Below are 25,805 nucleotides of genomic sequence, written 5' to 3'. Positions count from 1 at the left end.
GCTGTCTTAAAGATAGTTGTTAAAAGGATGAACAGAACTATGAAAAAATCTTTAGTCGCTGTAAGCGTCATTGTGGTACTGGGTGCAGCCTGGACAGGCGCCTCCTGGTACACCGGGAAACAGCTTGAAGACAACATGGGCGCAGCTATTGACGCGGCAAATGCGCAGATACAAGCGCACTACCCGAATAGCGGAGCGAAAGTTGTTTATCAGGACTATCAGCGCGGGTTATTCAGCAGCCACGTGCGCTTTGTGGTACAGCCTACCGGCAACTCCACAGAAAATTTACTGAAACCGGGTGAAGAAATTTCCCTGATTGAGACAATCGATCATGGTCCATTCCCCCTTGCGCAGCTTAAAAAGTTCAATCTGATCCCGAGCGCCGCGTCAGTGCATTCCGAATTGGAAAATACGCCAACGGTAAAAAATCTCTTCGATCTGACTCAGGGCAAATCACCGGTTAGCGCCGATACCCGCGTAGGGTATAGCGGAGATACGGCTTCGGTGATTAACGTACTGCCATTGAGTTACGAGAAAAATAACAGCAAGCTGGAGTTTGCTGGCGGCACCATTAATCTCGACGTCGCCAACGAGATGAAAAAAGTCAATATTGACACTAAAATCGGCAATCTGGCGTTTACCTCGCCTAATCAGCTGGGCCAGCTGGAGAAAGTGGCTATTTCCGGTATTAATGTGAAAAGCGAAACGCATCTCGGACAGTCGCAGCTTTATATCGGTGATGGTGATCTGAGTACCGATAACATTAACGTCAATATTGATGGTAAAGACGCAGCGCAACTTGTCGGCATGAAAGTTCACAGCAACTTTAACGAAGAGCAGCAAAACCTGAAAGGTCAGCTGGATTACAGCGTCGATGCCTTGAAAATTCAGGGCGCGGATTGTGGCTCCGGCAAACTGACCGTCAAGCTTGATAAGCTTAACGAGCAGGCGCTGAAGCAGTTCTCAGACACCTACAATCAGCAAGCGATGCAACTGATGCAACAGGCAGACAAGCTGAGTCCGGAGATTTACCAGCAGCAGGCCGTAGCACTGTTGGTTTCTAATCTGCCGATTTTGCTTAAAGGCAGTCCGAGCATCACAATTGATCCGCTGAGCTGGAAAAACAGCAAAGGCGAGAGCACCTTCACGCTTAAGCTTGACCTGAAAGACCCGGCGGCAGGCAACGGGCAAGCGCAGACTGAAGACCAGTTGATTTCCCGGCTAGTCAACAATGTTGACGCCAAGTTGACCATTCCTTTGGATATGGCCACTGAAATGACCACTCAAACCGCCAAGGTTGAAGGTTACAGCGGCGATGACGCCGAGAAGCTGGCTAAACAGCAGGTTCAGGGACTGGCAGCTATGGGCCAGATGTTCAAAATCACCACCCTGCAAGACAACGCGATTACCAGCAGCTTCCATTACGCTGACAATCAGGTTGATCTTAATGGCCAGAAAATGACACTGCAACAGTTTGCCGGCTTGTTTGGCGTGTTCGGTGGACCGCAGATCCCGGCTGAAAATGCACCTGCACAGCCAGAAACACAGGCACAACCGGATGCGCCAATGCCTCCAGTAGTCCCTGCCCAGCCTGCGCAATGATTAATAATTCATAAGTTGTAAGTTGGCCCAAGGGCGTAAAGTGCAGACTTTGCGCCCTTTTTATTTGACCATCTGGTTTACTTAATCAGCAGTTAAACCAACACTCAGTGCCAACGCGGGCCGAAGACGCTATAATACTTTGCACTTTATTGATAATAAAAACAGGTGCTGCCAATGATTGACTCTCGACTTCCTCTTACTGATATTCACCGCCATCTCGACGGCAACATTCGCGCCCAAACCATCCTGGACTTAGGTCGTCAATTTAATATCACTCTGCCTGCCAACGAGCTGGAAGCCTTGCGCCCACACGTTCAGGTAACCAAAACCGAGCCTGATTTAGTGAGTTTCCTGCAGAAACTTGACTGGGGCGTCGCCGTGCTGGGCTCTTTGGACGCCTGTCATCGCATTGCGCAAGAAAACGTCGCCGATGCCGCCAGAGCCGGTATTCATTACGCCGAGCTGCGATTTTCGCCTTATTACATGGCAATGAACCATAAGCTGCCCATCGCCGGCGTGGTAGAGGCGGTGATTGATGGCGTGCGTCGCGGCTGTCGCGATCACGATATTGATGTAAACCTCATCGGCATTCTTAGCCGTACCTTCGGTGAGGATGCGTGTCTGCAAGAACTTGATGGCCTGCTGGCACATAAAGAAGGCATCACGGCGCTGGACTTGGCCGGCGACGAGCTTGGCTTCCCGGGGAGTCTGTTCCTCGATCATTTCAATCGCGGACGTGACGCGGGCTGGCGCATTACTGTACACGCGGGAGAAGCCGCAGGTCCGGAAAGCATTTGGCAGGCCATTCGTGAGCTGGGAGCCGAACGTATCGGTCACGGCGTGAAAGCCGCTGAAGACCCTGAGCTGATGGATTTCCTGGCCAGGCATCAGATTGGTATCGAGTCGTGCCTGACCTCAAATATTCAGACCAGCACCGTTTCTGCGTTGGATAAACACCCGCTGGCAACCTTCTTGCGCCACGGCGTGCTGGCATCGATCAATACCGATGACCCGGCGGTTCAGGGCATCGAGATTGCCCACGAGTACAACGTCGCCGCTCCGGCAGCAGGTTTGACGCCGGCTGAAATTCGTCAGGCACAGGAAAACGGCCTTGAGATGGCTTTCATTAGCGACGCCGACAAACAGCGTATTCGCGTAAAGGTTCAAGGGTAATTCAGGTTTAAAAACGTCAAAGGCCAGAAATTGTCTGGCCTTTTTTATTGCAAAACGGGGCGTTATTTTTTGGCAACCGGCAGCGTTTTTTGCTGCTGTGCAGACTCAATTCCCAGTTCAATAAGCTCCATAACGCGGATTGCATGCTCGGCGGTCACCGGATTCGGCCCTAATCCATTAATCGCATCGCGAACCCCGGCGTAATAGGCGGGATAGTTACCCGGGATCGTCAGCAGGCTTTTTTCAGCCAGCACGCCATCATGACTGAGTGTGACGACCCCATCACGCATGTCGTAACCCCAATCTGGCTGTGGCAGGCGTTCACCTGCCTTGAGACGATCTTCCTGCGGATCAAGCCCGTATTTTACATAGCTGCCCTTTTCACCCTGCAAGATATAACGCGCAGTTTCCGCAGCGGCATAAACCGTGCTGTGCAGCACTACGCGCAGACGCGGATAAGTTAAGACAGTATTGAAATAGTCTACCGCCCTGGCTCCAGGACGTACCAAGGCCTGATCAGACTGAATCGCCTCGGGCATACCGAACAAATCAAGCGCCTGATCCAGCAAGTGTGAACCCAGGTCATACCAAATACCGCTCCCCAACTCCGCCGATTCACGCCAGCGAGTTTGTACTTCTGGGCGATAACGATCGTAATGGGATTCGAAATAAACGATTTCGCCCAGCGAACCTTCTTTGATCAAGGCTTTCAGAGTCAGGAAGTCGGCGTCCCAGCGGCGGTTATGAAACACCGATAATAGCTTGCCTTGTTCTTCTGCAAGGATGTTTAGCGAGCGTGCTTCACCCAAAGTCACCGTGAAAGGCTTGTCGACAACGACGTGCTTTCCGGCCTCGAGGGCCTGCTGTGCCAGAGGAAAATGCGTAGTGTTAGGCGTTGGAATAACCACGAGATCAATAGTTGGATCGTTGAACACTTGCTCGGGAGAATCGACGACCTTAACCGATGGCCAGTCAGCCTGAACTTTTGCAGCATCGCTGCTAGATATGACGGCCAATTCAAGACCTGAAGTCCCGGAAATCAGCGGCGAATGGAAAGTCTTGCTGGCGAAACCATAACCGATAAGCCCAACGCGTAAGGAGGTTGTCATATTTTTTCCTAAGCTCTGCAAAAAGACGTGCAAAGAGTTTAGCTCAAAAAGAGACTCATCATGCACTTAAATAGCATAAACGACTGATGTAAAATGACTTGATGAGCCTGGCTTTTTTACTCGTTGCACCTGCTGGCGTTACAGGCTGCGACACAAAATCCCCGGCTACTGATTGAGTCTGTTGCCGGGGTTTTGAGTAGATTGACGAACAATGCTGCAATTAGAAGCTGTAGGCGGGAGTCACCTCATTTTCCGGCCAGGGATGCGAGCGATAAGGCTTGGCAGGATAGTTAATTTCAAGACTGCGGCGACGAAAATCGCTTGGACTTACCCCGACACGTTTGCGAAATACTCTAGAGAAATACAATTGATCGTCATAGCCAACAACACGGCCAATAGTCGCAATCGACTCCTGAGTGGTTTGCAGCAAAAGCTTGGCGCGGATCACTCGCTGGTCTTCTCGCCAGCGCAAAATATTTATCCCAACCTGCTCACGGAACAGGTGCGCAAGGCGAGACGGAGACAGACAAACGTGGCGTGCAACCTCATCAATGCGCAGTTCACCCGCCAGATTGCCGGTAATAAACTGGCAGGCTTCAATGACTCGCGGATCCATGATTTTTTGCGGGCTCTGCGGATCTTCCTCCATTGCACGCAACAGCAGTCTTTCCAGCAGGTTCATTCCCAGCTCTTCACCAAAGCGGCGTCCCGATTTTTGCGTTTGTTCGATATTCGCAAACATACGGTCAAACTCGAGTAGCAAGGTATTGTTAGGTAACGACAAACGGCCTACTTCACGCGTTTTGCTATGCCATTCCAGCCAATCAGCCCAGTAAGCCCGCGGGCGGAAATAGACCCAGCGGTGATACCAGCAGTCACTGTTGCTCGAGCGGGCATAAAGATGGCGTGCTTTAGGTGGGAACAGCAGCAGATCGCCGGGATTACAGTAAAAGGTATCGTCGCCGTCGAAAACTTTGCCCTGCCCTTTGACAGTAAGATTCAGGATAAAGCCCTTCATGCCGCCGGGCCTGTCGATTGAAAAGTCTAGCGGCCCATCGGCTAAAATGGGGGTCATTCCTGCAACCAGATAGGCATTGAAGCTATATCCGGGAAGTAACGGATTAGACTGCTGATCCTGAATCATGCGGTGATACATCGGGCCTCCTGAATTCATCACGCTGGTCTTACCATTCTATCGGGCCATGGAAATCTTGCCGAATTGTGTTAAAGAAATGTGAAGGAAATACACTTTTCTGGCAATTTTTGCTGTGAGAGGCCCGTTTAAAAAGTTGGAATCGTTTACACCGCCCGCTTGGCCTTCTGTTTGTAGCGATCGAAAATCACCGCTGCCAGCAGGATTAACCCACGCACTACGTACTGCGAGAACGGGGAAATGTTCAGCAGGTTCATGGCATTCTCCACGGTGCCCAGAATCAGCACTCCGGCAACCACGTAGGAAATCTTGCCTATGCCGCCTTTCAGTGAAACACCGCCCAGTACACAGGCCGAGATAACGATGAGCTCATAGCCGAGTGAAGTCATCGGCTGGCCGCTGGTCATACGGGAAGCGAGAATAATTCCTGCCGCCGCCGACACCAGCCCCGAGAGTACAAAAATAATAATTTTGGTTCGCACCACCGGCACGCCTGCAAGCCTTGCCGCTTCTTCATTACCGCCGATTGCCAGCGTATTGCGGCCAAAAGTGGTTTTATTGAGCAACAGGCCAAAGGCAATCAGACAGCCGATGGTTATCCAGATAGGCGCAGGCAGACCAAACCAGTTGGCGTAGCCCAGCGCAAAGAAGCGCTCGTCATCGATGCCCACCGCTTTACCATCAGAAATGATGTAAGCCAGGCCGCGAACGATTTGCATGGTTGCAAGGGTAGTGATTAAGGCATTGATTTTCAGACGAGCGATCACAAACCCGTTGACCAGCCCCGAAAGCGCGCCCAGCAACAGCCCGGCACCGACGCCAATCCACAGGCTTTCGGTCATGTTGATAACCACCGCGGTGGTAACACCGGCACAGGCAATTACCGAAGCGACTGACAGATCGAAATCGCCGGAGGCCAGGCAAAACAGCATCCCACAGGCCACCATGCCTGACATGGAAATCGCTAACAGCAAACCCTTCATATTAATGAAAGAGCTAAAGTTAGGCACAAAAATAGAACAGGCGATAAACAGCGCGGCGAACACCACCAGCATGCCGTAGCTGTCCCAAATACGCATCAGACTTTGCCCACCGCGTGCGGCAACATTGGGCTGGTCGGGTTTGCTTGAATTAGTGGTCATACTGGACATCGTTAAACTCCTGCTCTGGTCCGCCCACCGGCGGCATACGGGGTTATTTTCAACTTACTTTCGGGGTACGCAGCATCGCCATTGCCAATGTTTTTTCTTCTGTTGCCTGCTCGTGTGTCATCTCGCCGGTTATCTCCCCTTCGCGCATCACCAGGATCCTGTCGGCCAGACCCAGCACCTCGGGCAAGTCGCTGGAAGCGAACAGCACCGCAATCCCCCGATGCGCAAGGGCATAAATCACATTATAAATTTCATGCTTGGCCCCAACGTCAATTCCACGGGTTGGCTCATCGAGCAAAATGACTTTCATCTCTTCTGACAGCCAGCGCCCCAAAATGGCCTTTTGCTGATTGCCCCCCGACAGATTCATGATTAATTGTTCTGGCCCGGGGGTTTTAATATTTAACGCCTTGATCTGATGACTTGCGTTTTGCGCCTCCCAGCGATTATTAATCAAGCAACCGGCTTTGATACTCTTGCGACGGGCGCTGATGTTGATGTTGTCGCGCACCGAATGCACTGGAATGATGCCGTCGGCTTTACGGTCTTCCGGGCACAGCATGATCCCCGCGCTTATCGCGTCGATAGGTGAGGTAATTTTTACCTGTTCACCGTCAAGCCACACTTGCCCGCCGGTAATTTTGGTGCCGCCAAACAGCCCTTTCATCAGCTCACTGCGCCCGGCTCCTACCAGCCCGAACAGGCCGACGATTTCGCCCTGCCGCACCGTGAGACTGATAGGCGTTTTCACCCCCGGTGCTTGCACCGCATCCAGCCGCAGGCGCACGTCACCCAGCGGCCTGGGTTGATAACCGTAGACATCACCGAGATTACGCCCCACCATCGCCTGCACCAGAATGTCGTGATCAACCTGCTGCATCTCATTAAATGTGCGCACATAGCGGCCATCTTTAAACACCGTGATCGCATCGCTGAGGGCAAAAATTTCCTCCATGCGGTGAGACACGTAAATGATGACCCGACCTTCGGCACGCAGCTCGCGGATCACCCGAAATAGCTGTTCAATTTCACGGGCCGACAGCGAACTGGTCGGTTCATCAAAGGCGATCACCTTGGCGTTGCGCGCCAGCGCTTTGGCGATTTCCACCATTTGCCATTGCCCAATCGACAGATATTTCAGCGGCGTGTCGGGGTCGATATCCAACCCCAAATGCTCCAGCTGCAGTTTGGCTTCATAGTGCAAAAGCTTGCGATCGACCCAGCCACGCTTGCTGGGCAACTGGCCCAGATAGATATTTTCGGCCACCGTCATCTCAGGCACCAAATGCAGTTCCTGATAAATAATGGCGATCCCGGCGTCCAGCGCATCAGTGGTTTGACTGAACACCACCGGCTGACCTTTCACCAGAATCTGCCCTTGAGTTGGTTTGTAGTTACCGCTGAGGATTTTGAGCAGGGTCGATTTCCCTGCACCATTTTCCCCCATCAGGGCGTGAATTTGACCGGCATAGCAGTCAAAACTAATACCATCCAGCGCCTTGACCCCAGGGAAGGTTTTACCAATCTCCTGAAAAGTTAAATACGGCTGGCTGGGATCGAACGCCTCCAGCGAAGGCTCGATCACGGCTGACGATGTAAGAGCTAACGAAGACATAGCGGTACCTTTATCCAAAATCATGCATTAAAAAACGCGTGGCGTTCAGCGGCGGGCTTATTTACCCCCCAACCCTTTTTTATCCAGTTCGACTTTGAAATTGTCACGAGTGATCAGCACCACGTCGGTGACTTCGGTAAACTTCGGCGGCTCAACGCCTTTGGTCACCCAGTCATTGAGCATCTGAATACTTTTATAGCCGTGTACGTCCGGGCTTGGCAGCAACGAACCGTAGAAACCGGTCTGCTCTTTTTTCGACAATTCGTTTACCGCGTCAACACCGTTAATGCCGATACCAATGACGTTTGGCGCTTTGAAGCCCTGGCCTTCAGTGGCGCGGACACCACCGAGCACAGTGTTATCGTTCATACCGAGGATCAGCCAGTTTTTAACGCCGGGATGCTGCACCAGCAGCGAGTTACCGGCATCGAGTGCCCCAGGAATATCATTGGATTTCGTCGGCACCTGATAAATCTGCGCTGCCGGGAAACCTGCGGCTTTCAGCGCGTCCATTGCGCCAGTGGTGCGGCGACGGGCAGTGTCCAGCTCATCGGCAGTAATTGCCATCACGCCGGTATCTGCCACTTTCCAACCGCGTTTTTGCATCTCTTTATAAAGTTCCTGCCCCTGACGTTCACCGATTTTGCTGGCTGCCATCATCACCAGCGGCACCTCTTCCATCGGTTTACCCTTGGAGTTCACAAATTGGTCGTCAACGGCAATAACCTTCAGGCCATAGCTTTTGGCTTTCGCCATGATAGCCGGCCCCAAACGCGGATCTGGCGTACAGATAACAAAACCCTTGGCCCCGTTGGCCGCCAGACTATCGATAGCATTCAAGGTTTTTTCCCCATCGGGCACGGCAATCTTGATCACCTGGAAGTCATGATCTTTGCCAGCCTTGTCGGCAAATCTCCATTCAGTCTGGAACCACGGTTCTTCCGGCTGCTTGACCAGGAACCCCAGTTTTTCAGTGTCCGCCATAGCCGAATGTGACATAACGGCTGCCAGTGCCACCGCCGTTAGCGCCTTAGTGAATATATGCATGATGCTCTCCGACTTTTTATTGTTGTTACCCGGCTAAATTCACCGTGACCGGGAATATTCGCCAAAGGCATAAAAACGTTATCAGTAGGGGTTTTCCAAAAAAATCCATTAACAAACCCAGCTTTATGGGCAATGCATTAATGGATTGAGATAAGACGAGGTAAGTTTTAGCTGGAATAGTTTCCGAATATGTAGAGCGCTATCACAGTTTAAAATTGCAGCCAATTCGTGCATATATTCAGCAAATTTAACCAACCCTTAACTTTATGACCGGCTTCACACATCCGCGCCAGGAAGCAGAAAAGTACATACTTCCAGCAAATGCCTCCTCACAGAATTAACGCCACTGCTCCTATGGTTGAGTTATCAACAGCAAGAGTTACCAACAGTAAAAGTAAGCCACGCCGCATCGCTGGCTCATTCAGTTAACTTCAGGGGAGAAAACCATGGCGCAAGGCGCGATTGCTCTTGGTCTGGATTTTGGTAGCGACTCGGTCCGAGTGCTGGCCGTGGACTGCCATAGCGGCAAAGAGATTGATACTGATGTGGTTTATTACCCGCGCTGGCAACAGGGCCAGTACTGTAACGCGGCTAAAAATCGCTTTCGCCATCACCCACTCGACTATATAGAAGCAATGGAAAGTGCAATCCAAAATTTGGTGCACAGATTAGGGCCAGAACAGAGTGCCAGAATAATCGGTATCGGTGTCGACTCGACGGGTTCTACCCCGGCACCGATTGATAGTCAGGGTCAGGTGCTGGCGTTGCGCCCCGAATTTGCCGACAACCCCAACGCGATGTTTGTTCTATGGAAAGACCACACCGCCATTAACGAAGCCGAAGAAATTAACCGCCTGTGTCGCAGTGGGGATTTTCCTGATTACAGCAAATATATTGGCGGCGTTTATTCTTCGGAATGGTTCTGGGCCAAGATCCTCCACGTCACGCGGGAAGACAGCGCGGTGCGAGCCGCGGCGGCTTCATGGGTTGAGCTGTGTGACTGGGTGCCCGCCTTGCTTTCCGGCACTACCGCACCAGACGCCATCGCGCGCGGGCGTTGCAGCACCGGTCATAAAATGCTCTGGCACCCTTCCTGGGGCGGCTTCCCTCCGCGTGATTTCTTCGCGGCACTGGACCCGTGCCTGGTTGAAAATCTGCCTTACCCGCTGTTTCGCGACACGCAAACCGCCGAGAAACCGGTAGGCCTGCTGAGTCAGGAATGGGCCGAGCGGCTAGGATTATCCAGCAAAGTGGTGATTTCTGGCGGTGCGTTCGACTGTCATATGGGCGCGGTCGGCGCTGGAGCCCAGCCGTATACGCTGGTTAAGGTGATTGGTACCTCGACCTGCGACATTCTGATTGCAGACAAAGAACGCGTCGGTGACCGCGCGATCGCCGGAATTTGCGGTCAGGTTGACGGCAGCGTAGTGCCCGAAATGGTGGGCATGGAGGCCGGTCAGTCGGCTTTTGGCGATATGTATGCCTGGTTTAGCCAACTGTTGAGCTGGCCATTGGAGCAACTCAGCCTGAATCATCCCGAGCTAAAACCGCAACTCGGCGCGATGAAAAAATCGCTGCTATCAGACCTTACCGCCGCCTGGGCCAAGGAACCCAATATCGACAGCCTCCCGCTGGTGCTTGACTGGTTTAACGGTCGCCGCACGCCATTTGCCAACCAGCGACTGAAAGGCGTGATTACAGACATCAATCTTGGTACCCGTGCGCCGGAGCTGTTTGGCGGATTTATCGCGGCTACCGCCTTTGGTGCTCGTGCAATTATGGAATGTTTTGAGCAGCAAGATATTCCGGTCGAAAATGTGCTGACCCTCGGCGGTATCGCGCGTAAATCGCCGGTCATCATGCAGGTCTGTGCCGACGTGATGAACCGCCCGCTGCAGATTGTTGCCTCGGATCAGTGCTGTGCGCTGGGCGCGGCAATTTTTGCTGCCTGCGCCGCCGGTGAATTTGCCACCATTCCACAAGCCCAGCAATCGATGGCCTGCCATATTGAAAAAACCCTGTTGCCGGACCCGCAGCGCGCCGAACAGTTCCAGCGACTTTATGAACGCTACCAGCAGTGGTGCCAGGCATCAGAACCTTTATTTGGCATCGCTGAGGTTTCTTGAATTTCGCGCTGGTCTCATCTGGCCAGCCGCTTATCGCTAATCGTGCAGGAGTAGAGAAATGGACGTATTTAAACCGCTAGAAGTCTGGTTTGTTATCGGCAGTCAGCATCTTTATGGCGAGCAAACGCTGCGTCAGGTGAAAGAAAACGCAGAAAACGTCGTCAACGGACTGAATAATTCTGCCGGACTGCCGGTCAGACTGGTGTTGAAACCGCTGGCCACCACGCCCGATGAAATAACCACCGTGTGCCGCGAAGCTAACTATCACAAGGACTGTATTGGCATTATTACTTGGCTACACACCTTCTCACCGGCCAAAATGTGGATTGCCGGACTGAGTATTCTGCATAAACCGCTGATGCAGTTTCATACCCAGTTCAACGCCACCATTCCCTGGGATACCATGGACATGGACTTTATGAATCTCAATCAGACCGCGCACGGTGGCCGTGAATTCGGCTTTATCGGCGCTCGCATGCGCCAGCAGCACTCGGTGGTTACCGGTCATTGGGAAGATAAAGAAAGTCATCGCCGCATTGCCCAGTGGATGCGCGTGGCGGCGGCCAAAAATGAAAGCCAGCAGCTAAAAGTGGCGCGCTTCGGCGATAATATGCGCCAGGTAGCGGTCACCGAAGGGGATAAAGTCGCGGCACAAATGAAATTCGGCTACACCGTCAGCGCCTTTGGCGTGGGCGATCTGGCAAGTGTGATAGACGAAGTCAGCCGTGGCGATGTCGATACATTAATAGAAGAATACGAGTCCAGCTATCAACTGACCGATGCGGTAAAAATGCACGGCGATAAACGTGAGAACCTGATCGACGCCGCGCGCATTGAGCTCGGTATGACCCGCTTCCTGGAGCAAGGCGGTTTCAAAGCCTTTACCACAAACTTTGAAAATCTTTATGGCATCAAGCAGTTGCCGGGTCTGGCAGTGCAACGTTTGATGCAAAAAGGCTATGGGTTTGGCGGTGAAGGCGACTGGAAAACCTCGGCACTGCTGCGCATTTTAAAAGTCATGGCCAGCGGACTTCATGGCGGCACCTCTTTTATGGAGGACTACACCTATAACTTTGAGCAAGGCAACGATCTGGTGGTTGGCTCTCACATGCTGGAAGTCTGCCCGAGTATCGCCAACGATCAGAAGCCGATTCTCGATGCGCAATTCCTCGGCATAGGCGGCAAGGCCGACCCGGCGCGGCTGATTTTTTCAACCCCTGCTGGCCCGGCGGTCAACGTTACGGTTATCGATATGGGCGATCGCTTCCGCATGATGGTAAATCTTGTTGATACTATCGAGCAGCCGAAACCCTTGCCGAAACTGCCGGTCGCCCGCGCCATCTGGAAAACTCAGCCTTCACTGGCTACGGCTGCAGAAGCCTGGATCCTCGGCGGCGGCGCGCACCACACCGTGTTCTCTCAGGCCCTGAACATCGATTACCTGCGCCTTTACGCTGAGCTGCACAACATTGAGCTAGTGGTAATAGATAACCAGACCACGCTTGCTGACTTCAAAAATCAGCTGCGCTGGAATGAAGTTTATTACAAGCTGTGCGCGAGCTAACTGTTTGATCTGTATCGTTGCTTTTATCACACGTTTCCCCCGCTAAAAAAAGTGGGGGAAATGCCAACCAGAGATTTATCCTCACGCGTTTTCCATTCAGCAAGCCCTTTGCTCATAACAATCTTCTGCCTAAACAACCTTCTGCCCGCTAATTGACTAACTAACCAGCACCTTTGCTGATTTTTTTACAAAAAGTGATATTTTTTACGCTGTTGCACCGCAATCACATGATCACGATAGCGACGAATCCTTTCACGCGTTAAGCTATCGCGCCTTGAATGTCTAAATCTGTTTACGATCACGGGGTCTATGCCCGCTTGAGCGTTTATGGATTGTCATCAACTTGATTAAAATAAGGTTTTTTATGTCTGTAACTTCTGGCTATCAGCGAATTGGCGGCTGGCTACTGGCCCCGTTGGCGTACCTGATCGTCAATTTGGTGAGTGTATTTCTAACGTTGATGCTGTTTTCCATGGCTATTTTTGAACCGGAATCGCGTCATTACCTCATCACCAATTCTCAGGCATTCACCTTGCAGTGGTATTTTTCGGTAGCCACCACTTTGGCGATGGGCGTTTTTACCCTGGTCGTGCTGTGGCAATTTTGTCGTCGAGTTAACATGCTGCCCAAACTTTATATTGTCTGGTTATTAGTGACAGTGTTGCTGGCGGTTAAAGCCTTTGCTTTTTCACCAGTTACCGACAATTTAGCGGTACGCAATCTTTTATCGCATCTGTTGGCAACGGCACTTTTGGTGCCTTATTTTAAGCGTTCTCGCCGAGTTAAAGAGACTTTTACACAATAGTTAGGCACCAACATCATGACTTCATACCTCTTACTGTTTATCGGTACCGTACTGGTAAACAATTTTGTTTTGGTCAAGTTTCTTGGGCTTTGCCCCTTTATGGGCGTATCCAAAAAACTGGAATCTGCTATTGGCATGGGGTTAGCCACTACCTTCGTCATTACGCTGTCCAATATTTGCTCGTGGATTGTGAACACCTTTGTCCTGATGCCGCTGGGTCTGGTGTATCTGCGTACCATGGCATTTATATTGGTGATAGCCGTGGTGGTGCAGTTCACCGAAATGGTAGTGCGTAAAACCAGCCCGTCACTTTATCGCCTGCTTGGCATCTTTTTGCCGCTTATCACCACCAACTGTGCCGTATTGGGCGTAGCGCTGCTGAACATTAACCAACAGCTGAACTTTATGCAGTCCGCGCTTTATGGCTTTTCGGCCTCGCTCGGCTTTTCACTGGTCATGGTGTTGTTTGCCGCCATTCGTGAACGCCTGGTTGTCGCCAATGTGCCCGCACCGTTCCGTGGTTCCTCCATTGCGTTGGTAACCGCCGGTCTGATGTCTCTGGCCTTTATGGGCTTTACCGGGCTGGTGAAATTCTAATGTTTGAATTGTGGGTTGCTATTGCTGCACTCAGCGCGATGGCGCTGGTGTTCGGTTTACTGCTGGGCTACGCCTCGCGCCGTTTTGCGGTCGAGGGGAATCCAGTTATTGATCAGATTGACGATATCCTGCCGCAAAGCCAGTGCGCCCAGTGTGGCTATCCCGGCTGTAAACCTTATGCCGAGGCGGTGGCCAACGGCGACAAGATCAACAAATGCGTACCCGGCGGTGAAGCAGTGATGCTCAAGCTTGCCACGCTGCTCAACGTCGAGCCGCAGCCGATGGGCGAAGAAGTTGAAGTCGTGCCGGTGCGTCGCATTGCCTACATCGATGAGAGCAACTGTATCGGTTGTACCAAATGTATTCAGGCCTGTCCGGTCGATGCCATCGTTGGCGCAACGCGCGCGGTGCATACCGTGGTTACTGACCTGTGTACCGGCTGTGACCTGTGCGTCGCGCCCTGCCCAACCGACTGCATTGAAATGCTGCCGATTAAAACCACCACCGCGAACTGGAAATGGGACATGAACACCATTCCTGTGCAAATTATTCATGCGGAGTAACATGTTCAATCTGTTTGCTACGCTCAAGAAAGAGAAGATTTGGGACTTCGACGGAGGCATTCATCCTCCTGAAATGAAGACTCAGTCGAGCCTGGTGCCTCTGCGCCGGATGCCGCTTCCTGAGCGCTTTATTATTCCTTTACAGCAGCATCTTGGCCCTGAAGGCGAGCTGTGCGTTAAATCCGGTGATCGGGTTGCTAAAGGTCAGCCGCTGACCACCGGGCGCGGCCGCACTGTGCCCGTGCACGCGCCGACTTCGGGCGTGATAAGCGCCATAGAGCCGCACATCACCGCGCACCCTTCAGGCTTGAAAGAGCTGTGTGTGATTATTGACGCCGACGGTGAAGACCGCTGGTGTGAACGCCAGTGGGTTGAAGATTATACCCAGCTTGACGCCGATGCTCTTAACCAGCTGATTCATCAGGCTGGTATTGCCGGTTTGGGTGGTGCAGGTTTCCCGACTGCCAGCAAAATTCAAGGTAGCCTGGATCACACCAAGATTCTTATCCTCAACGCCGCCGAGTGTGAGCCGTACATCACCGCCGATGACCGCCTGATGCAAGAGCACGCGGCTGAAATTTTGCAAGGCACGCGTATTCTCTGCCACATGCTGCATCCTGAGCAGGTCATGATCGGCATTGAAGACAACAAACCGCAAGCCATCGCCGCGCTGAAAAAAGCCATTAAAAACGAAAATCATCCGGGCGTGAAAATTGAGCTGCGCGTTGTGCCGACCAAGTATCCTTCCGGCGGTGCCAAGCAGCTAACTCGCATCCTCACCGGTCGCGAAGTGCCAAAAGGTAAACACTCTTCGGCTATTGGCGTGCTGATGCAAAACGTCGGCACAATATTTGCCATCAAGCGCGCGATTATCGATGCCGAACCACTGATCGAACGCGTGGTGACGTTAACCGGCGAAGCCGTTAAAAAGCCAGGTAACGTGTGGGCAAGATTAGGCACGCCTGTTGCGTACCTGATGCGTGAAGGCGAGTTTCAGCCGCAGAATCAGCAAAAGATGGTGATCATGGGCGGCCCGCTGATGGGCTTTACCCTGCCGTCTCTAGATGTCCCTGTCGTAAAAATCAGCAACTGCCTGCTGGCACCTTCGGTCAGTGAGATGGGCGAACCCGAGCCGGAAGAAGCCTGCATTCGCTGCAGCCTGTGTGCCGACGCTTGCCCGGCGGGTCTGTTACCGCAGCAGTTATACTGGTTTAGTCGTGGTCAGGAACACGAAAAGGCCCGTAATCATAACCTGTTCGACTGTATCGAATGTGGTGCCTGCGCCTATGTTTGCCCAAGCAATATTCCGCTGGTGCAATATTATCGTCAGGAAAAAGCCGAGATCCGCGCGATAGATCTTGAGGCGACCCGCGCTACGGAAGCCAAAGCTCGTTTCGAAGCTAAACAGTTGCGTATGGAACGTGAAAAGCTGGCGCGTGAAGAGAAACACAGTAAATCTGCGGTTAAACTCAGCGACGAAGAGACCGCTGCGCTTAATCCTCGCGTTAGTGCAGCAGCCAAGGCTGAACAGCCGCAAGAGGCCGAAGCGGCAGTCGATCCGCGTCAGGCGGCTCTGGCCGCGGCAATTGCGCGCGCCAAAGCTAAAAAAGCTGCCGTGGTGGCTGATGTTGAAGCCGTACCGGTATCAAATGAGCCGATTAGCACCTTAGCCGACATGCCAATTGAGGGCGACAGCAGAAAAGCCGCCGTCGCTGCCGCCATTGCCCGCGCAAAAGCCAAGAAAGCCGCGGCTGCCGGTGAAGTTAAGGCCGAAACTGCGGGTGAAGGTGAAACTCATGCCAAGCCAGACGTTAAAACTGCAACGCCTGTCGTCAGCGAAGAAGCTGCACCGGAAGCGCCTGAAGATAAACGCAAAGCCGCCGTCGCTGCCGCCATTGCCCGCGCAAAAGCCAGGAAAGCCGCGGGTGAAGGTGAAGTTAAGGCCGAAACTGTGGATGAAGGTGAAACTCCTGCCAAGCCAGCAGCAGCCCGCGTTGCAAGCCCCGAGCCAGAGGTTAAAGACCCGCAATCAGTGACACTGTCACCGCAGGCTGCGAAAGAAAAAGAAGTATCACAATCAGAAGGCGATCCACGTAAAGCTGCGGTTGCAGCAGCGATTGCCCGCGTTAAGGCCCGTAAAGCCGCTCAAGCTCACACGTTGTCGAGCGAAATGTCGAACGAGGAATAAATGGCTTTTAGAATCGCGAGTTCTCCTTTTACCCACAATCGGCAGAGCACCAGCTCGATTATGCTGATGGTTGTGTTGGCCTGTATTCCAGGGATAGCAGCCCAAGTCTGGTATTTTGGTTATGGCACATTGGTGCAGATTGCTTTGGCGATAATCATTGCCTTGCTCGCCGAAGGTGCGGTGTTACAGCTGCGAAAAATGCCGGTTGCCAAACGTCTCGGCGATAATACTGCCCTGCTCACGGCAGTCCTGTTGGGCGTCAGCCTGCCACCGCTGGCTCCGTGGTGGATGATAGTCATCGGTATGATTTTTGCCATTATCATTGCCAAACAGCTTTATGGCGGTCTGGGTCAGAACCCTTTCAACCCAGCCATGGTGGGTTATGTCGTGCTGCTGATTTCTTTTCCGGTGCAGATGACTACCTGGCTTCCGCCGGATGCCTTGCAGGCGCATCACATCGGCTTTACCGATACACTGATGACCATTTTTGGCGGTCACGATTCGCAAAATATGACCGCCTACCAGCTGCAACAAAATGTGGACGGCATCACTCAAGCCACCCCGCTTGACGGCTTTAAAACGGGTTTACGCGCGGGTCATACCGCCAGACAAGTACTCGACGGGCCGATGTTCAGCGGTGTGCTTGCAGGTTTGGGCTGGCAGTGGGTTAATCTCAGCTTCCTGGTCGGGGGCCTTTATCTGATGTGGCGTCGTATTATCAGCTGGCACATCCCGGTGAGCATGCTGGTCATGATGACCTTCTGCGGCACGCTGGCATGGTGGCTCGCGCCGGGAAGTTACTCGCCACCGCTGATTGGCCTGTTCTCCGGTGCAACAATGCTTGGCGCGTTCTTTATTGCCACTGACCCGGTTACCGCGTCCACTACGCCGAAAGGCCGCCTTATCTTTGGCGCACTTATTGGCCTGCTGGTTTGGCTGATCCGCGCTTACGGTGGTTATCCTGATGGCGTGGCTTTTGCCGTACTGCTGGCGAATATCACGGTCCCATTGATTGACCATTACACCCAGCCACGCGTTTACGGACATCGTTAAGGAATGAGTATGTTTGCAACAATGCGCCGCTATGGACTGACGCTGGCTTTTTTTGGCGTGCTCATGACCGGTATGACTGCCTTGGTGAATCTGTTGACCAAGCCGACGATTGCCCATCAGGCAATGCTTTCGCAAAAGTCGCTGTTTGATCAGGTTATTCCCGCTAGCGTGTATGACAACAACATGCAGCAAGAGTGTTACAACGTCACCAATGAATCGCTGGGCACCGAGACACCGCATCGCATGTATCTGGCGCGAAAAAATGGCCAGCCGGTGGCGGCAGTGGTTGAAACCACCGCGCCAGACGGCTACTCAGGGGCGATTCAGCTATTGGTTGCCGCCGATTTTCATGGCAAGGTATACGGTACGCGCGTACTGGAACAGCATGAAACGCCGGGCCTCGGTGACAAAATCGAAGTGCGAATTTCCGACTGGATCAAAAGCTTCGCCAATCAAACCATTAACGGTGCCAACGATACTCGCTGGGCGGTTAAAAAAGATGGCGGCATGTTTGACCAATTCACCGGTGCGACTATTACACCTCGGGCCGTGGTCCGCTCTGTAAAACGCACCGCACTGTTTATCGAAACTGTGCCTGCGCAGCTTTCCCACCTCACCCCTTGTGGAGCACGTGATGAGTGAAGCAAAAACATTAATCGTTAACGGGCTGTGGAAAAACAACTCCGCCCTGGTTCAATTACTCGGCCTCTGCCCTTTGCTGGCGGTCACCTCGACGGCAACCAACGCCCTGGGTCTGGGTCTGGCAACCACCATGGTGCTGACCTGCACCAACGCGATGATCTCGGCGTTCCGTCGCTGGGTACCCAACGAGATCCGCATCCCGATTTACGTGCTGATTATCGCCTCGGTAGTCAGTACCGTGCAGATGCTGATCAACGCTTACGCTTTTGCCCTGTACGAAGCGCTGGGGATTTTCATTCCGCTTATTGTCACCAACTGCATTGTGGTGGGCCGTGCCGAAGCGGTGGCGGCCAATAGTCCGATACATTTGGCCGCACTTGACGGCATGATGACCGGCCTTGGTGCCACCGGAGCCATGTTTGTTCTCGGTTCGATGCGTGAAATTCTCGGCTCTGGCGTGCTGTTCAACGGTGCTGACCTGTTGCTTGGCCCGTGGGCCAAAGTGCTGCGCGTTCAGGTTATCCATCTCGATAACCCCTTCTTGCTGGCGATGCTGCCACCGGGGGCGTTTATCGGTCTGGGAATGCTATTGGCAGGAAAATACCTGATCGACCAGCGCATGAAAGCCCGTGCCGAAGCGCGTGCTGCGCATCAGCTTCCGCAAGGCAATACCGAGAAGGCTTGATGAACAAAGAAAAACGCATCAGCATTCTTGAACGTTTGCGCGAAAACAATCCCCATCCGACAACCGAGCTGGTTTATACCACGCCCTTCGAACTGTTGATTGCGGTGCTGTTATCCGCTCAGGCCACTGACGTCAGTGTCAACAAGGCCACCGCTAAACTGTATCCGGTGGCCAATACGCCGCAGACCCTTTGGGACCTCGGCGTCGACGGTGTTAAGGAATATATCAAGACTATCGGCCTGTTTAATTCCAAAGCCGAGAATGTGATTAAAACCTGCCGTATTCTGCTCGACCAGCACCAAGGGATCGTTCCCGAAGACCGCGCGGCGCTTGAAGCGCTGCCTGGCGTTGGGCGCAAAACTGCAAACGTGGTTTTGAACACGGCATTTGGCTGGCCGACGATTGCCGTCGATACCCACATTTTCCGCGTCTGTAACCGCACGCGTTTTGCTCCCGGCGAAACGGTCGAGAAAGTAGAAGATCGACTGCTGAAAGTGGTTCCCACTGAATTTAAACTCGACTGTCATCACTGGTTTATCTTGCACGGCCGCTATACCTGCGTCGCGCGCAAGCCGCGCTGCGGGTCCTGCATTATTGAGGATTTGTGCGAGAGTAAAGAAAAGGTTTATCCGGAAGGTTAATGCAAACAATTTAGGGCGCACACTGTACGCCCTTTTAACATCGACTAATTGAAATTACAGGAAAGATTTCGCCTGTTTAAGCACCACGTTGCAGGCTTTGGTTTTCACCTTCTCTTTGATTTGCGATAACCCGGCAGTTCCGCCACCTAAACTATTTAAATCCACGTTTTGACCCGTGCCGGTGTGCAAAATACCGTTAATACCGTCCTGATAATCTGCTTTCTGTGTCGTCGAACTATCCTGGATACCGAGTTTGCTTACCAGCTTGTCTTTGACTGATGTCGCACTGGTTGCTGACAGGACATTATTCTGTACGCAATATTGCAGTACGCCAGCCGCATTGGTGCTGCTCTTGGAGGTCAAATTACTGCTGCTACCGTTTAGCAGTGAAGTAAGTTGCCCCATCGAATAACCGCTGCCGCTTGTGCTGCTGCCACTGTTACCGCTGAGTTGCTGAGTCGCGGCGTCAGACAGCTGCCCAAGAAGATTACTAGCCGCCTGCGCGCCCCCTGCAATAAGAAGTCCACCTGCTGCCAGGGCGAGTATGCTGGTACGAAATGCTTTCATCTTTTGCTCCATCCATTTTGCGTTTATTGAGAAACATTTAACTTAATCGAATTCAGCTTGTCGCGAATGCCGGGCTTGCGCAATAGGAATCGACCGCATCATGAGGCTCAAATTCAACGACCTGTGAAATCGACACTTTGCGTTGCCAGCCACTGACTGGCGGCACCAAAGAAATGCTGGGCCAACGGCGTCGCCCTTCCGGCTTCTGCCACCACCAGCGCGGCGTGGCGGCTCATCGGGGCTATATCAAGAGCGCAACGTTTTAGCGCCGGGGTCATGTCATCAATCAAATGTCCACGAGGCACCAGCGCACAGCCCAGCCCAACAAATACGCCCTGCATCAGTTGGAAAATCGAGCTGCTCTCAAGGATTGGATGCAGTTCAAGACCGTTAGTGCGGAAGAAATTGTCGAGATAGCGCCGAAAATAGCGGCTCGGTTCCGAAAGACACAACGGCAGCTCGGCGACCTGCTGCGCACTCAGCTGGCTAAACGTTTCAAGCTGCGGGAAGTGTTCAGGATGATAAATCAGATCCACGCCGCCGTCTTGCAATGGGAAAAGCTGAAATTTCAATTCATTGAGCGTCGAAAACTCAAAAAAACCAATGCCGATATCTACTGAGTGGCTGCTCAACGCCTCAATCAGCTGGTCGGCACTGACCTCAGAAACGCGGTATTCAAGCCCGGAATGTTGCTGGCCAATACCTTTAAGCAGCGCAGCAAGGGAAATGCTGCACTGAGGCATCACACCAATGCGCAAGGTCCCGCTCAGCCCCTGCTTTAGCGAAGCCACTTCCAGCTTCAATCCTTCATAGACAGAAACAATCTCGCGCGCCCAGCTCAATACTCTGACGCCCTCGGCAGTAAAACCTTCGAAATTATTGCCGCGGTTGATTAAATTAAGATCTAATTCTTTCTCAAGATTCTTTAATCGCATCGACAAGGTGGGCTGGCTGACAAAACTGGCTTCGGCAGCACGTCCAAAATGCTTTTCTCTTTCTAAATTACATAGATATTGAAGTTGCTTTATGTCCATAAAACCGTCAGGCCCATAAGAATTATTGATGAAAGTATATCAGGTATGAAAAATGAGAAAAGTTTATCGCTGAACAGTAAGGACGATCTTTACTTAACTACGTTATAGAGTTAACTTTCAAGTTCCCCTTTTGAGAGTGGTGGAATATGACTACTAACATTAAGCATATTATATTAGGCACATTGCTCATTTCATTTAGCTCTCTTCAGGTTGCACAAGCGGACGATGCGTTAGACAGAACCATCGTTCCCGCTCAGGGAGAGCAAGTCGCAACCGTAACACCAACGATTGGAGATATTTATCGCCAATGTTTTAATGGCGCTGAGTATGTAGGAACCAAAGCTGCCGATGCGCAAAGAGAACTGTGTATTGGATTTATGGCTGCGGCGACACAATCAGCTTCAAATAACGGCAATGGCGTTTGCCCTCCGTTATCATACCGACAAATTCTGGCAGAGGTGAATACTAGAATAGAGAACAATGATGAGTGGAAAAAGCCCGCGCTGCCGTTCCTGGTAGCCTCATTACAGGTTCTTGGCTGTAAAAAAGAAAAATTGCCAGATAATCAACAGGGAGATAAATAACCTGCACTTCAGTACAGGTTATTTATCATTTTGATCAGTTAGATTTTCAACTTGATATAGTCGATAGCGCGGCTAACAATGCCGCCTTTTGGCAAATCTTCCAATGCAACCAATGGCACTGTCTTAACGATTTTGCCGTTATCGACAATATTAATGGTCCCTACGTCTTGCCCCTTGGTCAGCGGTGCATCAATCTGTTGATTGTTCAGCACGTACTGCGCTTTAACCTTCTCGCTGTCTGCCTGAGGGATATTGAGATAAACATCACTAAGGCTGCCGACTTTAATCTGTGGTTTATCACCAAACCAGACCTTCTCGGTGGACACGCTCTGACCGGCTTTAAATACCTGCATGCTGGTGAATTCGCGGAAGCCCCAGGTCAGCAGTTTGCGCGCCTGCTCTTCACGCCCTTTCGAGCTTTTGCCACCCATGACTACCGCGATTAAACGACGGTTGCCTTCGGTCGCAGAGGCAATAATGTTGAAACCTGCAGTTTCGGTATGGCCGGTTTTCAAACCATCGACGTTGAGGCTTTTGTCCCACAGCAGACCATTACGGTTCTGTTGAGTGATATTGTCATAGGTCAGGGATTTTTCGTCATACATATGATATTCCTCAGGTTCCCCGCCGATAATGGCGCGCGAGAGCTTGGCTAGATCGTATGACGTGGTGAACTGACCCGGAGCATCAAGACCGTGAACGGTTTCGAAATGCGAGTTGGTCAAACCGAGTTTTTGCACGTACTGGTTCATGATACCCACGAAAGCATCCTGACTTCCGGCAACATAGTCGGCCATCGCTACGCAGGCATCGTTACCAGAATCGATGATAATGCCCTGAATCAGGTTGCGAACAGTGACGCGATCGCCAGGTTTGAGGAACATCAGTGAAGAACCCGCGAGGACTTTATTACCGGCAACCCAGGCTTCCTGAGGAACGGTAACCACGTCATCCATGGTGATTTTGTGCTGATCCAGAGCACGGTCGATGACATATCCTGTCATCAATTTAGTCAGGCTCGCAGGGTTGCGGCGTTCGTCAGGATTTCCGGAAGCCAGTACATCGCCGGTAGCATAATCCATAAGAACAAAAGAAGCAGCATCAATGCTGGGTGGCACTACCTGAAAATCTATCGGTGCAACAGCCCACGCATTACTGGCAGAGACACAGATTACTCCGGACAAAATACTCAATACTAAACGCTTCACTTAATCATCCTCAAACGCACTTATAATGTCAGCCAAACCCGAATCATTGGGGCAGCCGGGCAAGGTCGAATTGTACCTTTCGCGGCATAGGTTGCATCAAATAATTGAGAAGCTAAACAATAAGACCTTTGCTGAAAGTTTCACAATGAAACCATTTGCTTACAATTTCAGAATCCCCCATTAAAAATAAGCCCATCATTGATGCGCTCTATCCCACTATCACAACATTCGATTAGACGAGTTCTCAAATCGCTCATAAAATTGTGACATAAAATTAACAATCTCAAGTTTAGTGCTGGATGGGATTGTCAGACACTCACCTGCGAAGACCTAATATGAAATTCAAATCCGAGATTAAACCTTATACCGGCGCGGCTGGTGGCTGGGGTTCATTGGAAGCTACCACGCGTTACGTTTTCGACAGTAAAAAAGTTCTTGGCAACCTGCGCAACCTGCTGCGTGTCAATAAAGGTCGCGGCTTCGACTGCCCTGGCTGTGCGTGGGGTGACGATAATCACAGCACCTTCAGTTTCTGCGAAAACGGTGCCAAAGCCGTGAGTTGGGAAGCCACTCGCAAAGCCGTTGAACCCGAGTTTTTTGCCCGGCACAGCGTTGCTACCCTGCGCGAGCAAAGCGACTATTTCCTCGAGTATCAAGGCCGCCTGACGCATCCAATGCGTTATAACCGCACCACCGACCACTACGAACCCATTACCTGGGACGCAGCATTCTCACTGATTGCCAGCCATTTAAACGGACTCGAAAGCCCAAATCAGGCCGATTTTTACACTTCTGGCCGTGCAAGTAATGAAGCTTCATATCTTTATCAGGTCTTTGGCCGCATGTTTGGCACGAATAATTTTCCCGATTGCTCAAATATGTGCCACGAGGCCAGCGGCGTTGGCTTGAAGCAAAGCATCGGTATCGGTAAAGGCACCATTCGTCTTGACGATTTCGAAAAGGCCGACGCCATTTTCGTTTTTGGCCAGAATCCAGGCACTAACCATCCTCGCATGCTGCACAGCCTGCGCCACGCTGCCGATCGCGGCGCAAAAGTGGTGAGCTTCAACACCCTGCGTGAGCGCGGTCTGGAACGTTTTGCCGATCCGCAAAAACCGCTGGAAGTCGTCACACCGAAAGCCGGTCGTATCAGCTCGGCCTATTACCAGCCGAATCTGGGCGGCGATATGGCCGCAGTGCGCGGTATGGTCAAAGTGCTATTGCAGACTCATCGTCAACGAATTGCTTCCGGCGAGCCTTCCCTGTTTGATCAAGAATTTATTGATGCCAACTGCCACGGCATGGATGAGTATCTGGAGATTGTCGATCAGACCAGCTGGGAACAAATCACCCAGCAGTCTGGCCTGAGTGAGTTCGAAATTCGCGAAGCGGCCGCCATTTATATGAACGCCGAACGGGTTATTTGCACCTGGGCCATGGGCATTACGCAGCATAAGCATTCGGTGCCAACCGTGCGCGAAATTACCAACCTGCAACTGCTGTTTGGGCAACTGGGTAAGCCGGGCGCGGGGTTGTGTCCGGTACGTGGCCACAGCAACGTGCAAGGCAATCGCACCATGGGTATCGATGAGAAAGCGCCAAAGCCGCTACTCGATAGCCTGGAGCATCATTTCAAATTTACGCCTCCGCGCGAACCGGGTCATAACACCGTAGAAGCGTTGGAAGCCATGCTGCGCGGTGAGGTTAAAGTACTGATTGCACTGGGTGGTAATCTGGCCGCCGCCGCGCCGGATACTCCACGTACCGAGCAAGCTCTGAGTAACTGCGATCTGACTGTACAAATCAGCACCAAGCTTAATCGCAGTCATTTGACGCCGGGGCATGAAGCGCTGATATTGCCTACTCTGGGTCGCACCGAGCTGGATATGCAAGCCACCGGCTCACAGTTTATTACCGTTGAGGATTCTTTCAGCATGGTGCACGCCTCGGAGGGTGTAGGCATTCCTCTGTCGAAAGAACAGCGTTCTGAAACTGCTATTGTCTGCGGTATCGCTGACGCCGTTCTCGGCAAACGTTACCTGGACTTTATGGCGCTGGCGGATGATTACAATCTGATCCGCAATCATATCGAGGCCACCATCCCTGGCTTTAACGATTTCAATAAACGCTGCGATATTAAAGGCGGTTTTTATCTTGGCAATGCGGCGGCGGACCTGAGCTTTAATACGCCGAGCAGAAAAGCTAATTTCAGCGCGGCCCCATTGCCTGAACGGGTGATCCCGATGGAAAATGACGACGCACCGTTTACTCTGCAAACGCTGCGCTCACATGACCAGTACAACACCACTATTTACGGCCTTGATGACCGATATCGCGGTGTTTATGGTCAGCGTGAGGTGTTATTTATCCATCCTCAGGACCTGGCCGATCTCGGCATGAAAGACGGCGATTTGGTTGAGATAGAAACGCTGTGGAGCGACGGTATCGAACGTAAAGTTTCTGGTTTCAAGCTGGTTAGCTACGATATTCCACGCGGTAATCTGGCGGCTTATTATCCGGAAACCAACCCACTGGTTCCGCTGTCGAGCTTTGGCGATCAGACTCATACGCCAACCTCGAAATCTATCCCTGTGGCAATTCGCCGCTGTGAAGCGATTGTCGATACCCGCCGTATTGCCTGAGTTTTACCTCAATAATGCGTTAAAACTTTTGACAATTTCCCTGACTCGCAGGCCTA

22 protein-coding genes are annotated in these 25,805 nt (G+C 52.1%); 14 read left to right on the top strand and 8 right to left on the bottom strand.

Features of this window, described 5'->3' with window-relative positions:
- The first annotated feature begins 39 nt into the window (after positions 1-39).
- Together SPM24T3_RS12730 and add are read left to right on the top strand one after the other, a co-directional pair.
- Positions 40-1,602, top strand: coding sequence for a YdgA family protein (locus SPM24T3_RS12730; RefSeq protein ID WP_009637171.1), 1,563 nt, complete (start codon positions 40-42; stop codon positions 1,600-1,602).
- Positions 1,603-1,776: 174 nt separating this feature from the next.
- Positions 1,777-2,775 (top strand): adenosine deaminase, encoded by a 999-nt coding sequence (gene add / locus SPM24T3_RS12725; protein ID WP_009637170.1) that lies wholly within the window; start codon positions 1,777-1,779, stop codon positions 2,773-2,775.
- 62 nt (positions 2,776-2,837) lie between these two features.
- On the opposite strand, the gene SPM24T3_RS12720 is transcribed toward add, so the two are convergent.
- From SPM24T3_RS12720 to SPM24T3_RS12700, 5 genes are all read right to left on the bottom strand, one after another.
- Positions 2,838-3,884, bottom strand: coding sequence for an oxidoreductase (locus SPM24T3_RS12720; protein ID WP_009637169.1), 1,047 nt, complete (start codon positions 3,882-3,884; stop codon positions 2,838-2,840).
- Positions 3,885-4,104: 220 nt separating this feature from the next.
- Complete coding sequence (araC, locus tag SPM24T3_RS12715) at positions 4,105-5,040, bottom strand: arabinose operon transcriptional regulator AraC (RefSeq protein ID WP_009637168.1); 936 nt, start codon at positions 5,038-5,040, stop codon at positions 4,105-4,107.
- A gap of 143 nt (positions 5,041-5,183) precedes the next feature.
- Positions 5,184-6,188: an L-arabinose ABC transporter permease AraH gene (gene araH / locus SPM24T3_RS12710; protein WP_009637167.1), complete on the bottom strand. Its 1,005-nt coding sequence runs from the start codon at positions 6,186-6,188 to the stop codon at positions 5,184-5,186.
- Positions 6,189-6,237: 49 nt separating this feature from the next.
- The gene (gene araG / locus SPM24T3_RS12705) at positions 6,238-7,803 is read right to left on the bottom strand and encodes an L-arabinose ABC transporter ATP-binding protein AraG (protein ID WP_009637166.1); all 1,566 of its coding nucleotides are present in this window, start codon (positions 7,801-7,803) and stop codon (positions 6,238-6,240) included.
- 57 nt (positions 7,804-7,860) lie between these two features.
- Positions 7,861-8,850: an arabinose ABC transporter substrate-binding protein gene (locus tag SPM24T3_RS12700; protein ID WP_009637165.1), complete on the bottom strand. Its 990-nt coding sequence runs from the start codon at positions 8,848-8,850 to the stop codon at positions 7,861-7,863.
- A gap of 446 nt (positions 8,851-9,296) precedes the next feature.
- Between SPM24T3_RS12700 and SPM24T3_RS12695 the strand changes: the two genes are divergently transcribed.
- From SPM24T3_RS12695 to nth, 10 genes are all read left to right on the top strand, one after another.
- Positions 9,297-10,976: a ribulokinase gene (locus SPM24T3_RS12695; RefSeq protein WP_009637164.1), complete on the top strand. Its 1,680-nt coding sequence runs from the start codon at positions 9,297-9,299 to the stop codon at positions 10,974-10,976.
- Positions 10,977-11,034: 58 nt separating this feature from the next.
- Positions 11,035-12,540 carry an L-arabinose isomerase gene (gene araA / locus SPM24T3_RS12690; RefSeq protein WP_009637163.1) on the top strand — a complete coding sequence of 502 codons (1,506 nt, stop codon included), beginning with the start codon at positions 11,035-11,037 and terminating at the stop codon, positions 12,538-12,540.
- A 364-nt stretch (positions 12,541-12,904) separates the two neighbouring features.
- On the top strand, positions 12,905-13,345 hold the full coding sequence (locus SPM24T3_RS12685) for a DUF2569 domain-containing protein (RefSeq protein ID WP_009637162.1): 441 nt from the start codon (positions 12,905-12,907) through the stop codon (positions 13,343-13,345).
- Between the two features lie 15 nt (positions 13,346-13,360).
- Entirely contained in the window at positions 13,361-13,942 is a 582-nt protein-coding gene (gene rsxA / locus SPM24T3_RS12680; protein WP_009637161.1) for an electron transport complex subunit RsxA, read from the top strand.
- Positions 13,942-14,505: an electron transport complex subunit RsxB gene (gene rsxB / locus SPM24T3_RS12675; RefSeq protein ID WP_009637159.1), complete on the top strand. Its 564-nt coding sequence runs from the start codon at positions 13,942-13,944 to the stop codon at positions 14,503-14,505. Before rsxA ends, rsxB begins: the two co-directional genes overlap by 1 nt.
- Before the next feature lies 1 nt (position 14,506).
- The gene (rsxC, locus tag SPM24T3_RS12670; protein WP_009637158.1) at positions 14,507-16,693 is read left to right on the top strand and encodes an electron transport complex subunit RsxC; all 2,187 of its coding nucleotides are present in this window, start codon (positions 14,507-14,509) and stop codon (positions 16,691-16,693) included.
- Positions 16,694-17,746 carry an electron transport complex subunit RsxD gene (rsxD, locus tag SPM24T3_RS12665; protein ID WP_009637157.1) on the top strand — a complete coding sequence of 351 codons (1,053 nt, stop codon included), beginning with the start codon at positions 16,694-16,696 and terminating at the stop codon, positions 17,744-17,746. It abuts the gene before it with no gap.
- A gap of 9 nt (positions 17,747-17,755) precedes the next feature.
- Positions 17,756-18,388 (top strand): electron transport complex subunit RsxG, encoded by a 633-nt coding sequence (gene rsxG / locus SPM24T3_RS12660; protein WP_009637156.1) that lies wholly within the window; start codon positions 17,756-17,758, stop codon positions 18,386-18,388.
- Positions 18,381-19,073 (top strand): electron transport complex subunit E, encoded by a 693-nt coding sequence (locus SPM24T3_RS12655; protein ID WP_009637155.1) that lies wholly within the window; start codon positions 18,381-18,383, stop codon positions 19,071-19,073. The genes rsxG and SPM24T3_RS12655 overlap by 8 nt, the downstream gene beginning before the upstream one ends.
- Positions 19,073-19,714 carry an endonuclease III gene (nth, locus tag SPM24T3_RS12650; RefSeq protein WP_009637154.1) on the top strand — a complete coding sequence of 214 codons (642 nt, stop codon included), beginning with the start codon at positions 19,073-19,075 and terminating at the stop codon, positions 19,712-19,714. The genes SPM24T3_RS12655 and nth overlap by 1 nt, the downstream gene beginning before the upstream one ends.
- Positions 19,715-19,768: 54 nt before the next feature.
- Here nth and SPM24T3_RS12645 read toward each other — a convergent pair whose 3' ends face one another.
- On the bottom strand, positions 19,769-20,281 hold the full coding sequence (locus tag SPM24T3_RS12645; protein WP_009637153.1) for a DUF2501 domain-containing protein: 513 nt from the start codon (positions 20,279-20,281) through the stop codon (positions 19,769-19,771).
- A 113-nt stretch (positions 20,282-20,394) separates the two neighbouring features.
- Positions 20,395-21,315 carry a LysR family transcriptional regulator gene (locus tag SPM24T3_RS12640; RefSeq protein WP_009637152.1) on the bottom strand — a complete coding sequence of 307 codons (921 nt, stop codon included), beginning with the start codon at positions 21,313-21,315 and terminating at the stop codon, positions 20,395-20,397.
- 146 nt (positions 21,316-21,461) lie between these two features.
- Between SPM24T3_RS12640 and SPM24T3_RS12635 the strand changes: the two genes are divergently transcribed.
- The gene (locus SPM24T3_RS12635) at positions 21,462-21,899 is read left to right on the top strand and encodes a hypothetical protein (protein ID WP_009637151.1); all 438 of its coding nucleotides are present in this window, start codon (positions 21,462-21,464) and stop codon (positions 21,897-21,899) included.
- A gap of 38 nt (positions 21,900-21,937) precedes the next feature.
- On the opposite strand, the gene dacD is transcribed toward SPM24T3_RS12635, so the two are convergent.
- Positions 21,938-23,107, bottom strand: coding sequence for a serine-type D-Ala-D-Ala carboxypeptidase DacD (dacD, locus tag SPM24T3_RS12630; RefSeq protein WP_009637150.1), 1,170 nt, complete (start codon positions 23,105-23,107; stop codon positions 21,938-21,940).
- A 335-nt stretch (positions 23,108-23,442) separates the two neighbouring features.
- On the opposite strand from dacD, the gene SPM24T3_RS12625 reads away from it, so the two are divergent.
- A complete protein-coding gene (locus SPM24T3_RS12625) occupies positions 23,443-25,749 on the top strand; it encodes an FdhF/YdeP family oxidoreductase (RefSeq protein ID WP_009637149.1) in 2,307 nt (768 codons plus the stop codon).
- Positions 25,750-25,805 lie beyond the last annotated feature (56 nt).

It is taken from the genome of Serratia sp. M24T3, assembly GCF_000257645.1.
GTDB lineage: Bacteria > Pseudomonadota > Gammaproteobacteria > Enterobacterales > Enterobacteriaceae > Rouxiella.
The sequence above is the reverse complement of the archived record's forward strand: the minus strand, read 5'-3'. Positions and strand labels throughout refer to the sequence as shown.

What these genes read in the sequence shown, in the direction of transcription:
- rsxG (WP_009637156.1), top strand. Translation starts at nt 17,756, where the DNA reads ATGTTTGCAACAATGCGCCGCTATGGACTGACGCTGGCTTTTTTTGGC.
- SPM24T3_RS12695 (WP_009637164.1), top strand. Translation starts at nt 9,297, where the DNA reads ATGGCGCAAGGCGCGATTGCTCTTGGTCTGGATTTTGGTAGCGACTCG.
- SPM24T3_RS12720 (WP_009637169.1), bottom strand. Translation starts at nt 3,884, where the DNA reads ATGACAACCTCCTTACGCGTTGGGCTTATCGGTTATGGTTTCGCCAGC.
- araH (WP_009637167.1), bottom strand. Translation starts at nt 6,188, where the DNA reads ATGTCCAGTATGACCACTAATTCAAGCAAACCCGACCAGCCCAATGTT.
- add (WP_009637170.1), top strand. Translation starts at nt 1,777, where the DNA reads ATGATTGACTCTCGACTTCCTCTTACTGATATTCACCGCCATCTCGAC.
- rsxC (WP_009637158.1), top strand. Translation starts at nt 14,507, where the DNA reads ATGTTCAATCTGTTTGCTACGCTCAAGAAAGAGAAGATTTGGGACTTC.
- SPM24T3_RS12655 (WP_009637155.1), top strand. Translation starts at nt 18,381, where the DNA reads ATGAGTGAAGCAAAAACATTAATCGTTAACGGGCTGTGGAAAAACAAC.
- SPM24T3_RS12625 (WP_009637149.1), top strand. Translation starts at nt 23,443, where the DNA reads ATGAAATTCAAATCCGAGATTAAACCTTATACCGGCGCGGCTGGTGGC.
- rsxD (WP_009637157.1), top strand. Translation starts at nt 16,694, where the DNA reads ATGGCTTTTAGAATCGCGAGTTCTCCTTTTACCCACAATCGGCAGAGC.
- SPM24T3_RS12635 (WP_009637151.1), top strand. Translation starts at nt 21,462, where the DNA reads ATGACTACTAACATTAAGCATATTATATTAGGCACATTGCTCATTTCA.
- rsxA (WP_009637161.1), top strand. Translation starts at nt 13,361, where the DNA reads ATGACTTCATACCTCTTACTGTTTATCGGTACCGTACTGGTAAACAAT.
- SPM24T3_RS12645 (WP_009637153.1), bottom strand. Translation starts at nt 20,281, where the DNA reads ATGAAAGCATTTCGTACCAGCATACTCGCCCTGGCAGCAGGTGGACTT.
- SPM24T3_RS12730 (WP_009637171.1), top strand. Translation starts at nt 40, where the DNA reads ATGAAAAAATCTTTAGTCGCTGTAAGCGTCATTGTGGTACTGGGTGCA.
- SPM24T3_RS12685 (WP_009637162.1), top strand. Translation starts at nt 12,905, where the DNA reads ATGTCTGTAACTTCTGGCTATCAGCGAATTGGCGGCTGGCTACTGGCC.
- araG (WP_009637166.1), bottom strand. Translation starts at nt 7,803, where the DNA reads ATGTCTTCGTTAGCTCTTACATCGTCAGCCGTGATCGAGCCTTCGCTG.
- rsxB (WP_009637159.1), top strand. Translation starts at nt 13,942, where the DNA reads ATGTTTGAATTGTGGGTTGCTATTGCTGCACTCAGCGCGATGGCGCTG.
- SPM24T3_RS12700 (WP_009637165.1), bottom strand. Translation starts at nt 8,850, where the DNA reads ATGCATATATTCACTAAGGCGCTAACGGCGGTGGCACTGGCAGCCGTT.
- araA (WP_009637163.1), top strand. Translation starts at nt 11,035, where the DNA reads ATGGACGTATTTAAACCGCTAGAAGTCTGGTTTGTTATCGGCAGTCAG.
- araC (WP_009637168.1), bottom strand. Translation starts at nt 5,040, where the DNA reads ATGTATCACCGCATGATTCAGGATCAGCAGTCTAATCCGTTACTTCCC.
- nth (WP_009637154.1), top strand. Translation starts at nt 19,073, where the DNA reads ATGAACAAAGAAAAACGCATCAGCATTCTTGAACGTTTGCGCGAAAAC.
- SPM24T3_RS12640 (WP_009637152.1), bottom strand. Translation starts at nt 21,315, where the DNA reads ATGGACATAAAGCAACTTCAATATCTATGTAATTTAGAAAGAGAAAAG.